Source organism: Pseudomonas sp. I3-I5 (assembly GCF_022699445.1).
Taxonomy (GTDB): domain Bacteria; phylum Pseudomonadota; class Gammaproteobacteria; order Pseudomonadales; family Pseudomonadaceae; genus Aquipseudomonas; species Aquipseudomonas fulva.
In genome coordinates this window covers 2,956,625-2,973,948 of the sequence record NZ_CP093940.1, presented here as the reverse complement: position 1 = coordinate 2,973,948, position 17,324 = coordinate 2,956,625, and the positions used below count along the sequence as shown (strand labels likewise).

The window sequence follows — 17,324 nt, the reverse complement described above, 5'->3', positions numbered from 1 at the left end:
CATAAACCGAGCAGGAAAGCCCTAGGGCCGGTCGAAATCAAGGGTGAAGCTGCGAGCAATGAGGCGATGAAGTAGATCAGTAGCCACCAGACCTTGAACCCACGCTCGATGGCCAGTGGATGCAGTTTGTCGGCATCACCGATCTTATACGTGGGGAGGTGACTGGATGCTTGATAGCGTTCGAGTCGCGCTGCCTCCCTGCACTTCGCAGGCAAGCCGGCTCAGTCGCCGAGCCGGCTTGTCGTCACAGACAGGGGCTTTAGAAGCTGTACCGGGTGGTGAACATCACGTTGCGGGGCTCACCGTAGTAACCGGTGAAGAACGTGGGGTCCAATGCGCTGAAGTACTTCTTGTCGAACACGTTGTTCACGTTGACGGTGGCGCTCAGTTCCTTGGTGATGTCGTAGCGTGCCATCAGGTCGAACACAGCGTATTGCTGCTGGGTCGCCTTGCCCTGGCTGGTGGTCAGGCTCAGGCCGCTCTGCCAGTTCATGCCGCCGCCCACGGTCAGCTGGTTGAGATCGCCGGGCAGGCGGTATGTGGTCCAGAGCTTGACCAGGTTGGCAGGCGCTTCGGTCATGATGCGCTCGCGGTCCGAGTCCTTGGTCAGGCTGTGGCTGTAGCTGGCGCTGACGTTCCAGTCGGGCATGACTTCGCCGTAGATTTCCATGTCGATGCCGCGGGTCTTGGCGCCGGACACCGCGCGGTACGCCGACTCACGAATGGTCCCTTCGACGGTTTCGCCGGTGGCCACGCCCAGGTTGTCCTGCTTGATTTCGTAAAGGGCGACGGCGGTGTTGACCCGCCCATCCAGAAATTCGCTTTTCAGGCCAATTTCGTAGTTGTCACCTTCGCGCGATTCCAGGGTCTTGCCTGCCTGATCGCGGATCGACTGCGGCTTGTAGATCTTGGTGTAGCTCGCGTAAAGCGAGTGGATGTCGGTAAGGTCGTACACCACCCCTGCATAAGGGGTGACGAAACCGCTCTCGCGGGTGGAGGCGCGGCTGTTCAGGCCCGGATAGGACGGGTTGGCCACGGTTTTTTTCTTGTAGCTGTAGTCGCCCACCCGTGCGCCCAGGATCAGCGACAGGTCATCGGTGGGTTTGAAACGCGCCACCATGTACGCGGCGTTCTGGCGCACGGTGGTGTCGTCGTTCATCAGCTTGCCCACGGAAAGGGGGCGCTCGGTGTCGTTGTCCCAGGTGTAGATGTTGGCCGGACGGCCTTCCAGGTCGTCGTCGGCCGGGTCGCTGTAGTCGTGAAATTCCGAACCGCTCAAGCCGATCACCAGCTCATGCTCGCGGCCCAACAGCTGGAAGGGGCCCTGGACCAAGGCGTCGATGCCCAGTTGGCGCTGCGAGCCTGAGCCGTCGCCGCCGTACAGGTAGGCCCCTTCGCCGGTTTGCTTGTCGGGGAAGTCGCCGCTGAGCGAGGCCAGGGAATAGTCGCGCGAACTGTACATGTTGTTGACCGCCACCTTGAGCTTCCAGTCGTTGACCAGGCTCTGCTCAAGGTTGGCGAAGGTGGTAAGAGTGTTCTGCTTACGGTAGCTCCAGCGCGAACCTGCGTTGATCGAACGGGAAAAGTCGGTCTGTTCGCCATTGCTGTAGAACAGCGGGAAGCTGGCGAACGATACGCCACGCGGGTTGTTCTTCTGGTAGTCCACGCCCACGCTCAACAGGGTGCTGTCGGTGAGGTCGGCTTCGAGGATGCCGTAGTAGGTCTGTTTTTCCTGTTGGTAGTGGTCGATGTAGCTGTTGCCCTGCTTGTACGCCACGACCGTGCGACCGCGCAGGCGGGCATCGTCGGTCAGGGGGCCGGACACGTCCACCTCGGTGCGGTAGGTGTCCCAGGAACCCGCCCCGGCGGTGATCGAGCCCTGGAAGGTGGAGGTCGGGCGCTTGCGGACCAGGTTGATGCTGCCCGAGGGGTCACCGGCGCCTGTCATCAGGCCGGTAGCGCCGCGCACGATTTCGACGCGATCATAAATCGAGGTGTCGATCAGGCTTTGTGGGCTGGCACTGGTCTGCACGATCAGGGTCGTGGGGATACCGTCGAACTGGTAGCTGTCGATCGAATAGCCGCGCGAATAGATGTTCACCCGCTCACTGTCGATGTTCTGCACCGACAGGCCCGGCGCCTGCTTGAGCACGTCACTCAGGGTGGTCAGCTGTTGGTCTTGCAGGCGTTGACGGGTCATGACGCTGACCGACTGGGGGGTTTCGCGCAGGGACATGGGCAGCTTGGTGGACGCACTGCTGCTGTTGACGGTGTACGAACGGCTGGCTTCGCTCGAACCGTCCAGGTTGCTTTGCACGGTGGTGGCGTCCAGCTGCAGCGAGCTGGTGTCGTTGCCACGACGGTGAATGGTCACGCTGTTGCCCTGGATGTCGTACGCAAGCCCCGTGCCTGCCAGCAAGGTTGCCAGGGCCTGCTGCGCGGTGAGGTGGCCCTTGACGGCTCGACCGTTGAGCCCTTGCACATCATCCGGGCTGAACAGCACCTGCTGGTCGGCCTGGCGACCGAACGCCTGCAGCGAAGCGGAGAGCGGCATGGCGGCAATGTCCACGTCCACTTCCTGGGCCATCACCTGGGCCGACAGCGGCAGGCACAGCGCCATGCTCAGGCTCGAGCCGAGCAGCGTCGTCTGGAAGACACGGTGAAGCCTGAAGGCTTGGGTGATCGGGTTGAGCGTGCTAAGGGCTGGCATTACATCCTCTCTGGTGGAGATTTAAATGATAATGATTTGTATTAGTTGCTCAGTGAGACGCACCAGCGTAGGAAAACCGGAAAGAAAAAATTTCAGTCCGGTTACAACGCTTCAGGCGGGGTGAAGTGCTGGCGCGATCTTGCCGCGGTGCAGGCGCACCAAGTGGTCGGCCATATCGAAGTAGCGATCGTCGTGGGAGATCACGATGATGGTCTTGCCCAGCCGCTTCAGGTCCGGCAGCAGCTCGGTGTAGAAGATCCGCCTGAAGGTCGGATCCTGGTCGGCGGCCCATTCATCGAACACCAGTACGGGACGCTCCTCCAGCCAGGCGCTGACCAGCGCCAGGCGCTTGCGCTGGCCGGTGGACAGGTCGGTGGTGCTGAACACCCCGTCGCGGATGCTCACCTTGTGGTCGATCTCCAGGCGCCTGAGGTAGCGCCCGGCGTCATCGGGTAGCGGTTGATCGCCTTGGATCACGTCGTCGAACAGGTAGTAGTCAGCGAAGATGGTGGTGAACAGCTGGCGGTAGTCATCGCGGGTCTGGGCCGTCACGGGCAGGCCGTTGAGCACGATGCTCCCGGCTTGCGGGGCATACAGGCCCAGCAGCAGCTTGATCAGGGTGGTCTTGCCGCAGCCGTTTTCACCGACGATGAACACGATGTCGCCTTGCTGGACCTGCAGGCTCACCGGCCCGAACTGGAAGGGCTCGGCGCCCTCCACGGCAGGGAAGGTGTAGCGAACGTCCTTGAGTTCTAGCAAGTTCATGGCCATGGCTGGTTTGCGTGCGTCGTCCAGCAGCAGGTGTGGTTCGGGCGAGGAGAACTGCGTCGACAGCGCAGCAATACGACGAAAGGCGATCCGGGCCTTGCCGATGATCGGCAGGGTGCTGATCAGGTGCTCCAGCGGGCCTTTCATGTACAGCAGCACCAGCACGAAACCGCTGGTAACGCTCTTGTCCGCCGAGGGCCAGTACGATTGCAGGGCCAGCGCCACCGCAATCACCACGAAGAACAACATCGAGCCCAGGGTCTTGGCGATCACGAAGGTGTTGATCGAGCGGACCTGGGTGGCGCAGATCCGATTGGCCGTGTCGCGGATGCCGTGGCTGAACATCCGTTGGCGGCGCGGCCGGTGAATGCGCAGTTCCTTGGCCCCTTCGGCGATGGCACTGTAGTGTTTTTGCAAGTCGTCCTCGGCTTCCCGCGCGGCTTCGAAGCCCCGCATGCCTTTGGCCTGGGCGATGAACTGCAGCACGGTGCCCACACCGATGGCCACCAGGATCACCAGGAACATCTGCCAAGACAGGTGCGCCAGGTAGCCCAGGCACCCCAGCGTCACGGTGAGCGAGATGGCCAGCGGGGCGAAGACGTAGGCGAAGTCGCTGATGGTGTCCACGTCATGGGTCAGTACCGGGATCAGCCGATGGCTGCGGTAGCGCTCGATCTGGTCGATGGGCGCGGCCAGCACCTTCTCACCCAGCTGACGACGCAAGGTGGCGATGACGTGTTGGCCTACGTAGTTGGTGCCCATGTCGGACAGAATCGAGCTGAGCAGGGCCAGCAGGCACAGGCCAGCGAAGCCCAGTACCACGCCCTGTGTCAGGCCGGCGTCGCTGTGCAAGCTGCTGTTGATGGTGGCCAGCAAAGCGGTGACGCTCAGGCCACCGATCATGCCCAGGACGATGCAAACCGTGACCAGAGGCCAGAACGGCTTGAGCAGGCCGAACAGTTCCCTGACGGCGCCACGAGGTTGATGGGTCATGTGTTTCTCCTCAATCGCGTGGGGCTGTCAGAGTTCGCGGACGACTCGGAAACCAAGGAAATCGCCGCGAACCTCGGGCGAGCGGTTGTTGCGGTTGCCCGAGCGCGAGAACACCGGGGCCTCGCCCCAGTCGTTGCCGCGCATGACGCGTTTCTCGCAGTTGCCGGTTTTCCAGGCGCTGCCATCGGCAGGCGCACCTTCGTAGTCTGGGTTCAGGCAGTCGGCCGTCCACTCGTAGACATTGCCGTGCATGTCGTACACGCCAAAGGCGTTGGCCGGGTAGCTGCCCACGGGCGCGGTGTAGGAGTAGCCATCGGCAGGGCCATAGGTATTGGCGTGCTGGCTGATGCTGTAGGCCTTCTCGTCGTTGTTGTCGAAGGGGAACGGGAAAGAGCCAGTGGAGCCGGCCCGGGCGGCGTATTCGCGCTGCGCCTCGCTGATCAGGCGGTAAGTGTGCCCGGTTTTTTTCGTCAGCCATTGAGCATACGCATCGGCGTCGAACCAGCTGATGCACACCGCCGGCTGGCGAGGGCCCTGCTTGTAGGTGGGTTTGCTGGCCTTGCAGAAGCGGCCAGGACGGGTGTCGCCATCGGCGATCTTGACCCCGGTTTCACGGATGTACGCATCCAGCTCGCCTGCGGTGACCGGGAAGCGGCCCACCGCGAACGGTTTGGCGAAGGTCACGGTATGCTGCGGGCCCTCATCGTATTCGCGACCCACTTCATCCTCCGGGGTACCCATCAGGTAACTGCCGGCGGGCAGCACTACCATTTCCGGGCAATGTGGGCAGTCCTTGAAAACGCTACCGGGTTTGATCGCTTCGCCCGCGTGTACGGCAGGGCTGGCCAGCAGGCCGAGCAGCACGGCAGTGCCGAGCCTGTACAGGGTGCTGGACAATGGCTTGAATGAAACGCAAGGCAGGTTGGGCATGGTGAAAAGTCCGTGATCGATGGTCTGCATGAGGGGTTCAGCGGCGCAAGCGTGGAGTGAGCACAGCGATCAGCCGGTCGATTTCGGCTTCGGTGTTGAGCAGGCCCGGTGCAGTGCGTACCACCGGGCCCACGTCGCGCGACACCGCATCGACGACGATGCGCTGGCTGTTGAGGTAGGCGGCGACCTCGTCGGCATCCTGGTCGGCTACCCGAAAGAAGGTGAAACCTGCCGATTGGCGAGTGCTGCGCGGCGTGACCAGTTGCACGCCCGGCATCGTTTCGAGCCGCTGTTTGAGGTAGTCGTTGAGGCCGTGAATGCGTGCCTGTATGGCGGCCTTGCCGTGCCGCAGGTGCAAGTCGAAGGCTGCGCCCAGCGCCCATCGGTGCTCGAAGGCGTGATAGCCGCCTGGGGTGAAGGTGGTGGCGAAATCCTCATCTTCGGAAAAAGTCGCGATGAGGGGGTTCAGGTTGTCGAGTGCGGTGCTGGCCGCGCAGATGATCCCTGTGCCGCGCGGGCCGAACATCCACTTGTGCGTGCCGGCAATGAAGTAGTCGCAGTTGAGCTCGGCAAAGTGCATGTCCTCTACACCAAAGCCATGCACGCCGTCGACGACGTACAGGATGCGCTCATGCTCGGCGCGGTCCCGGTTGGCCTCGCGCACCAGTTCGCCGATGGCGCCCACCGGCAGCTTCACGCCACTGCCCGAGTGCACCCAGGTCATGCCCAGCACGCGGGTCTTGGGGTTGATGGCCGCCTTGATGGTGCTCAGCACTTGGTCGGTGGACAGGTTCCACGGCTCGTCGAACAGGCGCAGCCGGCGTACCGGGGTGCCATCGCGGGCGGTGCGAAAGTCCAACGTGTGGCGCGCTGCCGAGTGCTCGTGCACCGTCGTCAGGATCTCTTGCCCGGGTGCTATCTTGAGCCCGCCGTAGATTAGGCCCAAGCCCTCTGTCGTGCTGCCGGTCAGGGCAATTTGCCGTGGTGCGACTTGCAGGTAACGGGCCGCCGCTTCGCGGACCTGCGCTTCGTGCTTCCATTCCGACTGGCTATCCCAGTCCACCAGCCGGGCCGGGTGCCGATCGAATTGCGCGCGCAGAGCCTCGATGGCGTCGCGTACCGGTTTTGGGTGCGAGGTGATCAGAAAGTTGGCGAAGTGGGCGTAGGCTGGGTCGAGGTCGAACAAGCTGCGAAAGCCCGCCCAGGCGTCAGAGCCTGCGGCCCGTGTGGGCGCTGCCTGGGCGGCGGGTATCAAATGGCTTGCCAGTGGCAGGCTGGCAGCGAGCAGGCTGGCCTGCTTGAGAAAGGCGCGACGGTCGTTCATCTGAGGGCTCGCATCATCATCGTGAGGGGGTGGCGCCAGGGGCCGCTGCCGCCTGCACCTGCTGCCAGACACGCAGGAAATTGCCGCCCCACAGCTTGCTGATGTCAGCTTCGGAGTAACCTCGTGTAATCAGTTCGGCCGTGACGTTGCGGGCCTCGCTGGCGTCCTGCCAGCCGTCAATGCCACCGCCCTCGTTGAAGTCCGAACTCAGGCCTACATGGTCGATGCCGACCTTGCGCACCGCGTAGTCGATGGCGTCGCCGTAGTCCTTGAGCGTGGCTGGCGGTTCTTCGTCGAGAATGGCGTACAACGCATTGGCGTACTGGCCCACTTTCTGTTCCGGCCAGCCCGCGATAACGGGGTCGCCCGGCATGAGGGCGTAGTTCAGGTCAGCCAGGGGCGGCAGGGCATAGTCGCTGCGCAGCGCGTTGAGGCGCTCCTGGGTTTTGTTGCTCAAGGGCTTGAGGTAGGTGGAGAAGGCGACGATCTGGATGACACCGCCGCTGTCCTTGATCAGTTGCATTTCCTTGTCCGACAGGTTGCGGCGGATGTCGACCATCGCCCGGGGCGCCGAATGCGACGCCACCACCGGTGCCCGGCTGAGCGCCACGACCTGGGCCAGGGCCTGGCTGGACATCTGCGACACGTCGATGATCACCCCCAGATCGTTCAGGCGCTGTACTGCCTGCTTGCCGATGGATGACAGGCCTTCGAGTGCATCGACGGTGTCATTGAAAAAGGGCAGCGGGCGCGAGGAGTCGGCCCAGCTGTTGTTGCCCACGTAGCTGAAGCCGAACAGGCGCACGCCGCGCGCAGCCCAACGGTCCAGCTGGTCCAGGTCGTCGCCCAGTGCGTAGGCATTGAGCATGCTGAGCAACACCGCAAACTTGCCTTCGCCGTGCAACCTGCGCATGTCCTGCGGGGTATAGGCAACGCCCACCCGTTCGGGAAAGTCGCGGACCATGCCCATGATGGCGTTGTAGCGCACCTCTTGCGTGTGGCGGGCGGCCTCGACGAAGCCGGGGGTAGGGCGGTGTGGGCCATCGTCGCCGGTCCAGGATTCGGGCCAGGCGAAAATGGTCAGGGCAGCGGCAGACAGGCGCCCGCGCGCCGCTTTGTTCAGGTCGAAGCGACCAGCACCGTCTTGGTCGGCTTCGCTGCCTTCGGTGCCGAAGGTCAGCGGCAGTGTGATGTGGCTGTCGAACGAAAGCAGGCGTTCCTGCAGGTCATTGGCCTGGCGCATGACGACCCTGGGGTAGCCTGACGGCGTGTCGAGATAGTCCCAGGCCGCCCACCCGGCACCGGCGGTCACGGCCGCGGCCAGGCTGATATACAAGGCTTTTTTCCAGCGTGGTGTCGTCATCTTGGTCTCAGTAGGTTCACCGTCGAGGGATGGGCTTGGATGCCGCCGCTACCTGGAGGGAACGAGCTGCGATAGCGGAAATTTAAGCGCCCGCCCGTTGACTGAAGACAGGTGCCAGGGCGCACTGCAGCGCTAAATTTCGCCCGCCGAGCCACGTCCTAGCCTTGGATGGGCCGTGCTCCATGGCCGAAGTGAAAGCACAGGTAGGGCAATGACGATTTCTCGACGCGGGTTCATCGCCGGTGTGGCATTGACGGGTATGGCAGTGCCAGGCGCGCGGTACCTGCAGCGGCGGCGAGCCAGTGAAGAGCAATACCCTGAGACCCCCGGCGAGGCGGTGGTGGAACTTGCCGATACGCCTGTCAGGCAGCTGGGCGACACCTTGCGCGGTATCTGGCGCTGGACACCTCAAGGCCGCGAGGCCGGGCTCGCCGGTATGCCGTCAGGGGAGCTTGAGCTTTTCCTGGATGTGGCCTCGAGCGGGCGGGGGTTGCGCGGCTACCTCGACACCCCTGAACGTTTGCGCAGCACCCTGGAGCCACGCTATCGGGTGGTGGCTGACTTGTTGCTCGACCGACCAGGGACACTGCGCTGGCGGCTGTTGGCCACGGACGCCAACCCCCTGGGGGCACGCTACGAGTGCCAGGTTGTGCTTGACGAGGTCTGGGGGGCGTACGGCAACGCAGGACCTGCGACCTTGAGCGGGCACGTGGTGGCGCTTGAGCGGCCACTGGCGCTGCCCGTGCAGGACAACCGTTTCCTGGCGCTGAAAAGAACGTTCCCCGAAGCGCGGGAGCGCACGCCATTGTCGGCGCCGTTACTGGCGAAGCTGATCGCGCCGGAACACCGGCTGTTTCACCAGCTCTGGCATGCGTCGCGGGACAAGTGGCACAAGCTCGATGACGAAAAGCGCGGTGCGTTGCGCGGGCTTGGCTGGCAGCCAGGGCCGAGGGCGCGCGAGCGTGATGCACGGGGCCGGCACAAGGACCGCAACGGCTCCGGCGAGGACTTTCTGTTCATGCATCGGCACATGCTGGGCAACGCCAGGGCCATTGAGCCGTTACCGTCGTGGCCGCGTTTTCCTTTGCCCCAGCCAGCGCTCGAGCGCGACCGCGTAGGGTTCGCAGCCTACTTCGACAACCATGACGGCAACGCCTTGCCGCCGACATGGCTGGCCGATGATGACGAGGAGTACACCCAGTGGGTGCGTGACATCAAGAGCCCGGACACGTTCTACGGCAACTTCCAGGTCTGGGAGTCGCGCTACAGCGATCCGCATTACCTCAGTACCTTGACCTTGGGGCAGTTTGGCTCAGAACTGGAGCTGGGCTTGCATGACTGGCTGCACATGCGCTGGGCCTCGGTGCCGCGCGATCCGGCCAACGGCATGCCGGTGCCGATGGCGCGCACGCCCGACGACTATGCCCAACGCTGGTATGGCGCCGAGAACGATTTTCTCGGCGACCCTTTTTCATCCCATGTGAACCCGGTGTTCTGGCGCTTTCATGGCTGGATCGACGACCGCATCGAGGACTGGTTCCAGGCCCATGAACGGCTTCATCCTGGTGAAGTGCGGCGCCTGGACGTCAACGGCGTGCCCTGGTTCGCGCCGGGGCGATGGGTGGAAGTTGCCGACCCCTGGCTGGGGCCTGATACCCATGGATGCTCCACAGTGCCTGGGCTGCGCCCAGGGCGGAGTGTGGAGATGGACCCGGAGACCATGAAGCTGGCCCTGCGCATCATCTATGCCGAGGATGATCGTTTCGCCGCGTTACGGCCCAAGGTGCCGCAGCGGCCATGGTATGCCCGGCATATCAAGGTGACGCGGCCATTGCGGTGAGGGTTCATGGAGATTCATGCCGCGATAGGCCGCGCAGCGGCCTCGGCGACCCTGGCGTTTTTCCAGCCCAGCGTTGCGCCTAAGGGGCATCACCGCCCACCTGCCACCCACCACCGAGCGCCTTGTAAAGCGCCACGCTCGCTTGCAAGCGGGCCAGGCGAAGCGTTGCCTGCTGATCCTGGGCTACATACAGCGTGCGCTGGGTTTCCAGCACGGTCAGTACGGTCTCGGCGCCTGCCCCATAGCGCTGTTCGGCCAGGTCAAAGGCCAGTTGAGCTTGTCGCACTTCTTCGTCCTGCCAGTGGCGTTGGCGGTCGACACCGTCCAGGGCATTGAGCGCCTTCTCCACATCGCTCAGGCCAGCGAGAATGCTGCTGCGATACTGCTCCAGCAGTTCGGCCTGCTCGGCCTCGGCCAGATCGCGGGAAGCCCTGAGCCTGCCGTTGTCGAAAATCGGCGCAAGCAGACCAGAGGTCAGGGTGTAATAGGGGCTTTCCAGCGTCTGGGCGAAGGTGCGCGCGCCGCTGCCCAGGGTGGCGCCAAGGGTTACCTTGGGCAGCATGGCCGCCCGGGCCACTTGCACGTTGGCGTTGGCCGCTGCCAGGCGGGCCTCGGCGGCGGCGATATCGGGGCGACGGGTCAGCAGGTCGCTGGGCAGGCCGCTGTCAACCGTCGGCCAGGCCACGCTGGCGAACGGCTGGCGGCTGGTCGGCAGTTGCTGTACTGGGTCGCCGAGCAATGTTGCAAGGGTGATGCGGGTGTCTTGCACGCGTTGCGCCATCAGGGGGACCTGACGCTCCTGGGCCGCGACCAGGCTGCGCTGCTGGGCAAGCTCCAGGTGTGTTGCCGAGCCTGCGCGCTGGCGTGCCTGGACCAGGCGCAAAATGCCCCGTGCATTGTCCAGGTTCAGTTGGGCGATGCGCAGTTGTTCGGCTAAGGCCAGGCCCTGCAGATACGTGTCGGCGATGTCGCTGAGCAGGGTCAACTGCACCGTCTGCCGGTCAAAGCGGCTGGCTTGCAATGTGCGCAGGGCGTTGTCGCGGCTAGCCCGCAGGCCGCCCCAGAAATCGATTTCATAGCTGGCACTGAGCTGGGTATCGAACGCGGTACTGGTGCGCTCGCTACGGGTGGCATCGAGGTCGTTATAACCCTCACCCTTGAGCAGCCGCTGGCGGCTGGCATCCACGCCCAGCTCGACCGCTGGCAGCAGGGGTGCGTTGGCGATGGCGGCTCGCGCTCTGGCCTGCCGGATGCGTGCGGTGGCGGCCGCCAGATCGTGGCTGTTAAGCAGGGCGCGTTGCACCAGGCTGTCCAGCTCGGGGCTGTTGAAGGACTGCCACCACTGACGCGCCGGTCGGTCGGCCTCACCGAAAGCGTGTGTCGGGCCCTGCCAGGTACGCGGCATATCGACCGCTGCCTGGGGCAGGGTGGGTGGGCTGCACCCGGCGAACGCCAGGCAAAGGGTCAACAGGCTGATGCGGCTTGGCAAGGGCATGGCTTATTCGCTGGTAAGGGCTTTGACCGGGTCGAGTCGGGCGGCTTTGCGTGCGGGCATGAAGCCGAACACGATGCCGGTGATCACAGCGCAGGTAAAAGCGCCAAGCATGGCTGGCAGCGCGAAGGCCACCGCGATATCGGCCAGCATCAAGCCGGCGCCGACGACCAAGGCCAGGACGATGCCACTGAGCCCGCCCACCATCGAGAGCATGACCGCCTCACTGAGGAACTGGCGCATGATGTCGCGCTGGCGGGCTCCGGTGGCCATGCGGATACCAATTTCGCGGGTACGCTCGCGCACGGTCATCAGCATGATGTTCATCACCCCAATGCCGCCCACCAGTAGCGAGATGGCCGCGATGGCGCCTAGCATCAGCGATAGGCTGCTCTGGGTGCGTGCCTCGGCCTGGATCAACGCCGCATCGTTGGTCAGTTCGAAATCGTGGCGGCCCTGGTGGCGTTGGCGCAACAGGTGATCGATGGCCGCCTCGGTCGCGTTGACCTGGGTCGAATCGCGCGCCGCAATGGTGATGTAGTCGGGGTCGCGATGACCGAACAGGCGGATGGCGGCGGCCGAGTACGGCACCACGATACGCCCGTCGCTGTCCTGGTCGCCGGAGCTGGCGCCTTTTCCCGCCAGTATGCCGATCACCTGGAATGGCACGTTGCCGATCAGCAGGTATTGACCGATCGGGTTGGCATGGTCGCCCAGCATCTTTTCCCGCACTTTCTGGCCAATCACGGCGACCGCCGCCGCGGCGGCTTCGTCGGCCTGGCTGAAGAATGAGCCTTCCACCACGGGCCAGTTGAAAATGTCCTCGAACCAAGTGTTGTTGCCGCCCACGTAAAACACCTGGCTGGTGTTGTTCTGGCGCACCATCAGCTTTTCCCCGATCACGGGCATGACGTGCTTGACCTGCGGCAATTCGCCGATGGCCGCGACATCGTCCAGGGTGACGGTGCCTGCCGGCTCGCCGAGTGTCGCCGGCTTGCCGTTGAGATAAAGGATGTTCGAGCCGAACGCGGCCATCTGCGCCATCACCTGGCGCTTGCTGCCTTCGCCCACGGCCAGCATGACCACAACCGAGGCTACCCCGATGACGATACCCAGCAAGGTGAGCGCCGTGCGAAAGCGATTGATCCACATGATGCGCCAGGCTGCCTGGAGTGCTTCGACCAGCTCGCCTTTCCAGGCGCCGCGCAACTGCGCCCCCTGGTCCAGGCGCTGACGCAGAGCATCGGCCTGCAGGCCTGGGTGGCGGGCTGTGCCGTCGCGCTCATCGGCCGAGTCGCTGATCATGAGGCCGTCGCGGATCTCGATGACCCGGTGCGCGCGGGCCGCGACATCTCGGTCGTGGGTGATCAGGATGATCACATGACCTTGGCTGGCCAATTCGTCCAGCAACGCCATGACTTCCTTGCCGCTGTGGCTGTCCAGGGCGCCGGTAGGCTCGTCGGCGAGGATGATGTGGCCACCGTTCATCAAGGCGCGGGCAATCGACACCCGCTGCTGCTGACCGCCCGACAGTTGATGCGGGCGGTTGGCGGTGCGGCTTGCCAAGCCTAGCCGCTCCAGCAGGGCCGCGGCGCGGGCGTGGCGCTCCTGGGCCGGGATGCCGGCATAGATGGCCGGCATCTCTACGTTTTCCAGCGCAGAGCCGGAGGGGATCAGGTGATAGCCTTGAAAGACGAATCCGAACGCCTCACGGCGCAGCCAAGCCAGCTCATCGTTGCCCAGCTCGGCCACGTCCATCCCCGCGAAGTGATAGCTGCCGCTGGTGGGGCGGTCCAGGCAACCGAGGATGTTCATCAGGGTCGATTTTCCGGAGCCCGAAGCGCCAACGATCGCAACGAACTCACCGGGATGAATGCGCAGGCTGATACCTCGCAGCACGTCCACCTTGGGGGTGCCGAAGCCGCCGTAAGCCTTGCAGATGTCGCGCAGTTCGATCAGGGGCGTGGTCATTCAGCCTCCACTGCCTTGGCCGATCAGCAACCGCTCACCTTCGCCCAGGCCATCGAGCACCTGCACACGCAGGCGATCGCTCAGCCCTGTTCGTACCTGACGCGGTCGCACCTGGCCATCGGGGGCGAGCACCTGTGCAATGTGCACGCCATCCTTTTCGTCCAGCGCAGCCAGGGGTACGGTCAGTACACCGCTGGCCTGCCCGGCGACGAAGAACACTTGCGTGGTCATTTCGGCCATCAGCGCACCGTCAGGGTTCTCCACATCCAGCAAGACGGTGTACTGCACCACCTGAGTACCGGTGGCGCCATTGGTCGCGCTCGCCGGGCTGCCGCCACCGCTGCTGGTTTGCTCCAGCGGTTTGGGTGGAATCGGCAGGATCTGCCTGACGCGGCTGCTCCAGCGGCGCTTGCCGCCGGCCAGTGTCGTGAAATAGGCCGTCATGCCGGGCTTGACCTTGCCGATATCGGCCTCCGACACCTGCGCCCACACCGTCATCGGCGAGAGCTTGGCGATGCGCAGAATCAATGGGGTTTGTTGCTGGGCATTGAGGGTCTGGCCTTCACGGGCATCCACCGCCACCACGGTGCCATCCATCGGGGCGTAGATACGGGTATAGCCCAACTCGGCTTCGTCACTGCGCAGGCTCGCCTGGGCCTGGCGGATTTGCGCTTGGTACATGTCGATACGCGCCTGGGTGACGCTGAGCTGCGCATCGGCCGCCTGCACATCCTCTTCGCGGGTGGCGCCGGCATCGGCTAGGCTGCGCTGGCGGGCGAGCTGCTGCCTGGCCAGTTTGAACTGGGCGCGCTGCTCGGCGAGCTGCGCCTTGAGGTTGTCGATGGAGAAGCGCCCGGCATCCACGCGCGCCTGCTGTGTGGACGGGTCAATCTCCACCAGCAGTTGTCCCTTGCGCACGGTATCGCCGGCTTCGACATGGAGCGTGCGAATCTGCCCGGACGCTTGTGCGCCAACATCCACATAGCGCCTGGGTTGCAGCGTGCCCAGCGCGGTGACGCTGCTTTCGATGTCTGCACGCGTCACGCTGACGGTGTTGGTCGGTACCGCGCCCAAGGGTAGGGTACGCCAGGCCAGAAGACTGCCCAGGCTCAGCAGGGCTAAGCCGCCCAGAAGCAGGCGGTGGCGAATAGCGGGTGCACGTCTCATGGGGACTTCCAGCCGAATTGGGCCTGAACGCAGGCGGTGCCTGTGCGCAGGCAGGTCCCCGTTAAACGAAGGTCATGGCGGCTAATTTAGGTTTGCCAGGCGACCGACGTCGGTTGCTGCGGGTAATGATAATTTGTAAGATTCCAATTTGATATCACCTGCGCCCGTCTGGGCTGCGCGGGGCCGTCATCGGGCGATTCAGGGTGCCGCCGTGGAACACTATTATCGCGAGTTGGTCAATTTCCTGAGCGCACGCCTCGGTAGCCGCCAGGCTGCTGAAGATGTGGCCCATGACGCCTACGTTCGGGTGCTGGAGCGTGTCGATGCGCAAGTGATCGAGCACCCCCGCGCGTTTCTTTATCGCACTGCGCTCAACCTGGTGGTGGATCGACACCGGCGTCACTTGATTCGCCAGACCGAACCGCTGGAAGTGCTCGATGAGGGCGTTCAGTGGCAGCACACGCTCTGGTCCCAGGACATGCACCACGCCCAGCGCCTGGACCTGCTCAAGCGTGCCTTGGACGAACTGCCCAAGCCATGCCGTGACAGCTTTCTGCTGCGCAAGCTCGAAGGCTTGTCCCATCCGCAGATTGCCGAACGGCTGGGCTTGTCGCGCAGCCTGGTGGAAAAGCACATCGTCAATGCCATGAAGCACTGCCGGCAACGCATGCGCCAGTGGGAGTCCTGACGGCACGCCGCGCAAACTGCACATTCTGTCGGGCCACCGCTTGCTTTTCGAGGGTTTCCCGGCTTGTATCTAGGGGTATCAATGCTGGACTTGGCCAGGGCTTGACGGGCTCGACCAAGTCTTGGCGGCCTCTCCACTGTCCAGGTTCGACCATGGCCAACAAGTCCTTGCGTATCCTGATTGCCGATGCTCACCCGCACCAACGCCTGCAACTGGAGCGTATGCTCAATGGCCTGGGGTATTACCGTATTGCCCCCGTCGACAGTTTCGAGGAGCTACAGCGGCTGGTGCTGGGTGCCCTCCAGCCCTTCCACCTGCTGTTGGGCAATATCGAGTTGGCCAGCCACGCAGGCGTGGACCTGGCCCGGTTTTGCCTGGTCAGCACGCAGATCCAGCATGCCCTGCTTTACCATTGCGCCCAACTGAAGGTGCCTGCGGTACCCCAGGCCGAGCGCCAGGCGGTCAGCCTGAGCCTGCCGCACGTGCCTGACGATGCCGCCCTGGCGTCCTTCATGTCGATCGTCGACGCACCCCTGGTGGTGGGCACCCTACGGATGCCGGACGGGTTGCGCAGGGGAGGCCCCAGAGCACCCGGCAACTTGGCCCAGACGGTCTTTCATCGCTGATCCAGGCAGGGTAGGGGCAATCGGGTCGCTATTTGCTATCCTCCGGCCTTTGACCATTGCTGCGAAACCTGCCATGACTGCCACCGATACCGCTCGTCCACCCCGGTTCACCCGCCGTGACCACCGGACGCTGGGCCTGGCTGCGCTGGGCGGCGCGCTGGAAATCTACGATTTCATCATCTTCGTCTTCTTCGCCCTGACCCTCAGCCAGCTGTTCTTCCCGCCTGAGATGCCTCAATGGCTACGGCTGCTGCAAAGCTTCGGCATCTTCGTCACCGGTTACCTGGCCCGACCACTGGGTGGCATCCTGATGGCGCATTTCGCTGATCATCTGGGCCGCAAGCGCGTGTTCAGCCTGAGCTTTTTGATGATGGCGCTGCCGTGCCTGCTCATCGGCGTCATGCCGACGTATGCCGACATTGGGTACGCGGCGCCGTTGTTGTTGCTGGCGCTGCGCATCCTGCAAGGGGCCGCGGTCGGTGGTGAAGTGCCCAGTGCCTGGACCTTCGTTGCCGAACATGCGCCGCCCGGGCGACGCGGCTATGCCTTGGGCTTTCTGCAGGCCGGGCTCACGTTCGGCTATCTGCTGGGCGCACTGACGGCAACCTTGCTGGCCCATGTGTTCTCGCCCGAGGAAATACTCAGCTACGCCTGGCGTTATCCGTTCCTGCTGGGGGGCGTGTTCGGGGTCATCGGCGTGTGGTTGCGCCGCTGGCTGAGTGAAACACCGGTTTTCCTGGCGTTGCGTAGTCAACAGGCGCCGGTGAAGTTTCCTTTGCGACAGGTGCTTGGCGAACATAAACGCGCTTTGGCACCCGCGGCGCTGCTGACCTGCGTGCTGACCTCGGCGGTGGTGGTGCTGGTGGTGATCACCCCGACGGTCATGCAGCAGCGCTTTGGCATGAGCGCGGGAGCTACCTTTGCCCTGAGCAGCGTGGGCATCGTGTTTCTGAACCTGGGCTGTGTGCTTGCCGGGTTGCTGGTCGACCGCGTGGGCGCGTGGCGGGCGCTGCTGTTGTACAGCGTGCTGCTACCCCTCGGGGTCGGCGTGCTCTATGCCAGCCTGATCGGGCACTGGGGCATGACCTGGGTGGCCTATGCCCTGGCGGGCTTGTCGTGCGGTGTGGTGGGCGTGGTGCCATCGGTCATGGTCGGGCTGTTCCCTGCGCAGATTCGCGTATCGGGCATTTCGTTCACCTACAACGTGGCCTATGCGCTGTGGGCCAGTATCACGCCCTTGGCGCTTATCGCACTGATGCCATGGAGCCCTTGGGTGTGTGTCGGGTTCTGTCTGGTGATGGGCGGGGTAGGGGTAATGACCTCGGTGTACTTCGGGCGACGAGAGCCCATGGCGGCGGGTGAAGCGGGGCTTGAGCTCCCGCGCACGGCCTGACACTCACAATCACACCGTTTCGGAGCAGACCCTGCAAAAAAGCCCCCGGTTCTTTCGAA

The 17,324-nt window shown here is 64.0% G+C and carries 12 protein-coding genes; 4 read left to right on the top strand and 8 right to left on the bottom strand.

All coding sequences use genetic code 11. The features are described 5' to 3' along the window. Window positions 1-259 precede the first annotated feature (259 nt). The 5 genes from MOP87_RS13310 to MOP87_RS13290 form a co-directional block, all read right to left on the bottom strand. The gene (locus MOP87_RS13310; protein WP_033695166.1) at window positions 260-2,710 is read right to left on the bottom strand and encodes a TonB-dependent receptor; all 2,451 of its coding nucleotides are present in this window, start codon (window positions 2,708-2,710) and stop codon (window positions 260-262) included. A 111-nt stretch (window positions 2,711-2,821) separates the two neighbouring features. Next, window positions 2,822-4,471, bottom strand: a complete 1,650-nt coding sequence (locus tag MOP87_RS13305; RefSeq protein WP_049695665.1) for a cyclic peptide export ABC transporter — start codon at window positions 4,469-4,471, stop codon at window positions 2,822-2,824. Between the two features lie 27 nt (window positions 4,472-4,498). Beyond that, the gene (locus MOP87_RS13300; RefSeq protein ID WP_033736625.1) at window positions 4,499-5,401 is read right to left on the bottom strand and encodes a formylglycine-generating enzyme family protein; all 903 of its coding nucleotides are present in this window, start codon (window positions 5,399-5,401) and stop codon (window positions 4,499-4,501) included. 37 nt (window positions 5,402-5,438) lie between these two features. Next, window positions 5,439-6,725, bottom strand: coding sequence for an aminotransferase class V-fold PLP-dependent enzyme (locus MOP87_RS13295; protein ID WP_049695666.1), 1,287 nt, complete (start codon window positions 6,723-6,725; stop codon window positions 5,439-5,441). A 16-nt stretch (window positions 6,726-6,741) separates the two neighbouring features. Further along, window positions 6,742-8,088 carry a dipeptidase gene (locus tag MOP87_RS13290; protein WP_242809623.1) on the bottom strand — a complete coding sequence of 449 codons (1,347 nt, stop codon included), beginning with the start codon at window positions 8,086-8,088 and terminating at the stop codon, window positions 6,742-6,744. 211 nt (window positions 8,089-8,299) lie between these two features. Here MOP87_RS13290 and MOP87_RS13285 point away from each other — a divergent pair, with 211 nt between their 5' ends. Beyond that, on the top strand, window positions 8,300-9,928 hold the full coding sequence (locus MOP87_RS13285) for a PvdJ/PvdD/PvdP-like protein (RefSeq protein ID WP_181074435.1): 1,629 nt from the start codon (window positions 8,300-8,302) through the stop codon (window positions 9,926-9,928). 79 nt (window positions 9,929-10,007) lie between these two features. Here the strand turns inward: MOP87_RS13285 and MOP87_RS13280 are convergent, their stop codons facing one another. The 3 genes from MOP87_RS13280 to MOP87_RS13270 are packed head-to-tail and all read right to left on the bottom strand — an operon-like array spanning window position 10,008 to window position 14,558. After that, window positions 10,008-11,423, bottom strand: a complete 1,416-nt coding sequence (locus MOP87_RS13280; protein WP_049695669.1) for an efflux transporter outer membrane subunit — start codon at window positions 11,421-11,423, stop codon at window positions 10,008-10,010. 3 nt (window positions 11,424-11,426) lie between these two features. Beyond that, entirely contained in the window at window positions 11,427-13,391 is a 1,965-nt protein-coding gene (locus MOP87_RS13275) for a MacB family efflux pump subunit (RefSeq protein WP_049695670.1), read from the bottom strand. After that, window positions 13,392-14,558 carry an efflux RND transporter periplasmic adaptor subunit gene (locus MOP87_RS13270; protein WP_242809621.1) on the bottom strand — a complete coding sequence of 389 codons (1,167 nt, stop codon included), beginning with the start codon at window positions 14,556-14,558 and terminating at the stop codon, window positions 13,392-13,394. 211 nt (window positions 14,559-14,769) lie between these two features. On the opposite strand from MOP87_RS13270, the gene MOP87_RS13265 reads away from it, so the two are divergent. The 3 genes from MOP87_RS13265 (at window position 14,770) to MOP87_RS13255 (ending at window position 17,265) form a co-directional block, all read left to right on the top strand. After that, on the top strand, window positions 14,770-15,246 hold the full coding sequence (locus tag MOP87_RS13265; RefSeq protein ID WP_023533586.1) for a sigma-70 family RNA polymerase sigma factor: 477 nt from the start codon (window positions 14,770-14,772) through the stop codon (window positions 15,244-15,246). Window positions 15,247-15,398: 152 nt separating this feature from the next. Beyond that, complete coding sequence (locus tag MOP87_RS13260; protein ID WP_242809620.1) at window positions 15,399-15,872, top strand: histidine kinase; 474 nt, start codon at window positions 15,399-15,401, stop codon at window positions 15,870-15,872. Between the two features lie 73 nt (window positions 15,873-15,945). After that, window positions 15,946-17,265, top strand: a complete 1,320-nt coding sequence (locus MOP87_RS13255; RefSeq protein ID WP_242809619.1) for an MFS transporter — start codon at window positions 15,946-15,948, stop codon at window positions 17,263-17,265. The last annotated feature ends 59 nt before the right edge of the window (window positions 17,266-17,324 follow it).

Coding starts and splice junctions, on each gene's coding strand:
- MOP87_RS13300 (WP_033736625.1), bottom strand. CDS start 5,401: ATGCCCAACCTGCCTTGCGTTTCATTCAAGCCATTGTCCAGCACCCTG.
- MOP87_RS13285 (WP_181074435.1), top strand. CDS start 8,300: ATGACGATTTCTCGACGCGGGTTCATCGCCGGTGTGGCATTGACGGGT.
- MOP87_RS13275 (WP_049695670.1), bottom strand. CDS start 13,391: ATGACCACGCCCCTGATCGAACTGCGCGACATCTGCAAGGCTTACGGC.
- MOP87_RS13270 (WP_242809621.1), bottom strand. CDS start 14,558: ATGAGACGTGCACCCGCTATTCGCCACCGCCTGCTTCTGGGCGGCTTA.
- MOP87_RS13280 (WP_049695669.1), bottom strand. CDS start 11,423: ATGCCCTTGCCAAGCCGCATCAGCCTGTTGACCCTTTGCCTGGCGTTC.
- MOP87_RS13255 (WP_242809619.1), top strand. CDS start 15,946: ATGACTGCCACCGATACCGCTCGTCCACCCCGGTTCACCCGCCGTGAC.
- MOP87_RS13310 (WP_033695166.1), bottom strand. CDS start 2,710: ATGCCAGCCCTTAGCACGCTCAACCCGATCACCCAAGCCTTCAGGCTT.
- MOP87_RS13260 (WP_242809620.1), top strand. CDS start 15,399: ATGGCCAACAAGTCCTTGCGTATCCTGATTGCCGATGCTCACCCGCAC.
- MOP87_RS13305 (WP_049695665.1), bottom strand. CDS start 4,471: ATGACCCATCAACCTCGTGGCGCCGTCAGGGAACTGTTCGGCCTGCTC.
- MOP87_RS13295 (WP_049695666.1), bottom strand. CDS start 6,725: ATGAACGACCGTCGCGCCTTTCTCAAGCAGGCCAGCCTGCTCGCTGCC.
- MOP87_RS13290 (WP_242809623.1), bottom strand. CDS start 8,088: ATGACGACACCACGCTGGAAAAAAGCCTTGTATATCAGCCTGGCCGCG.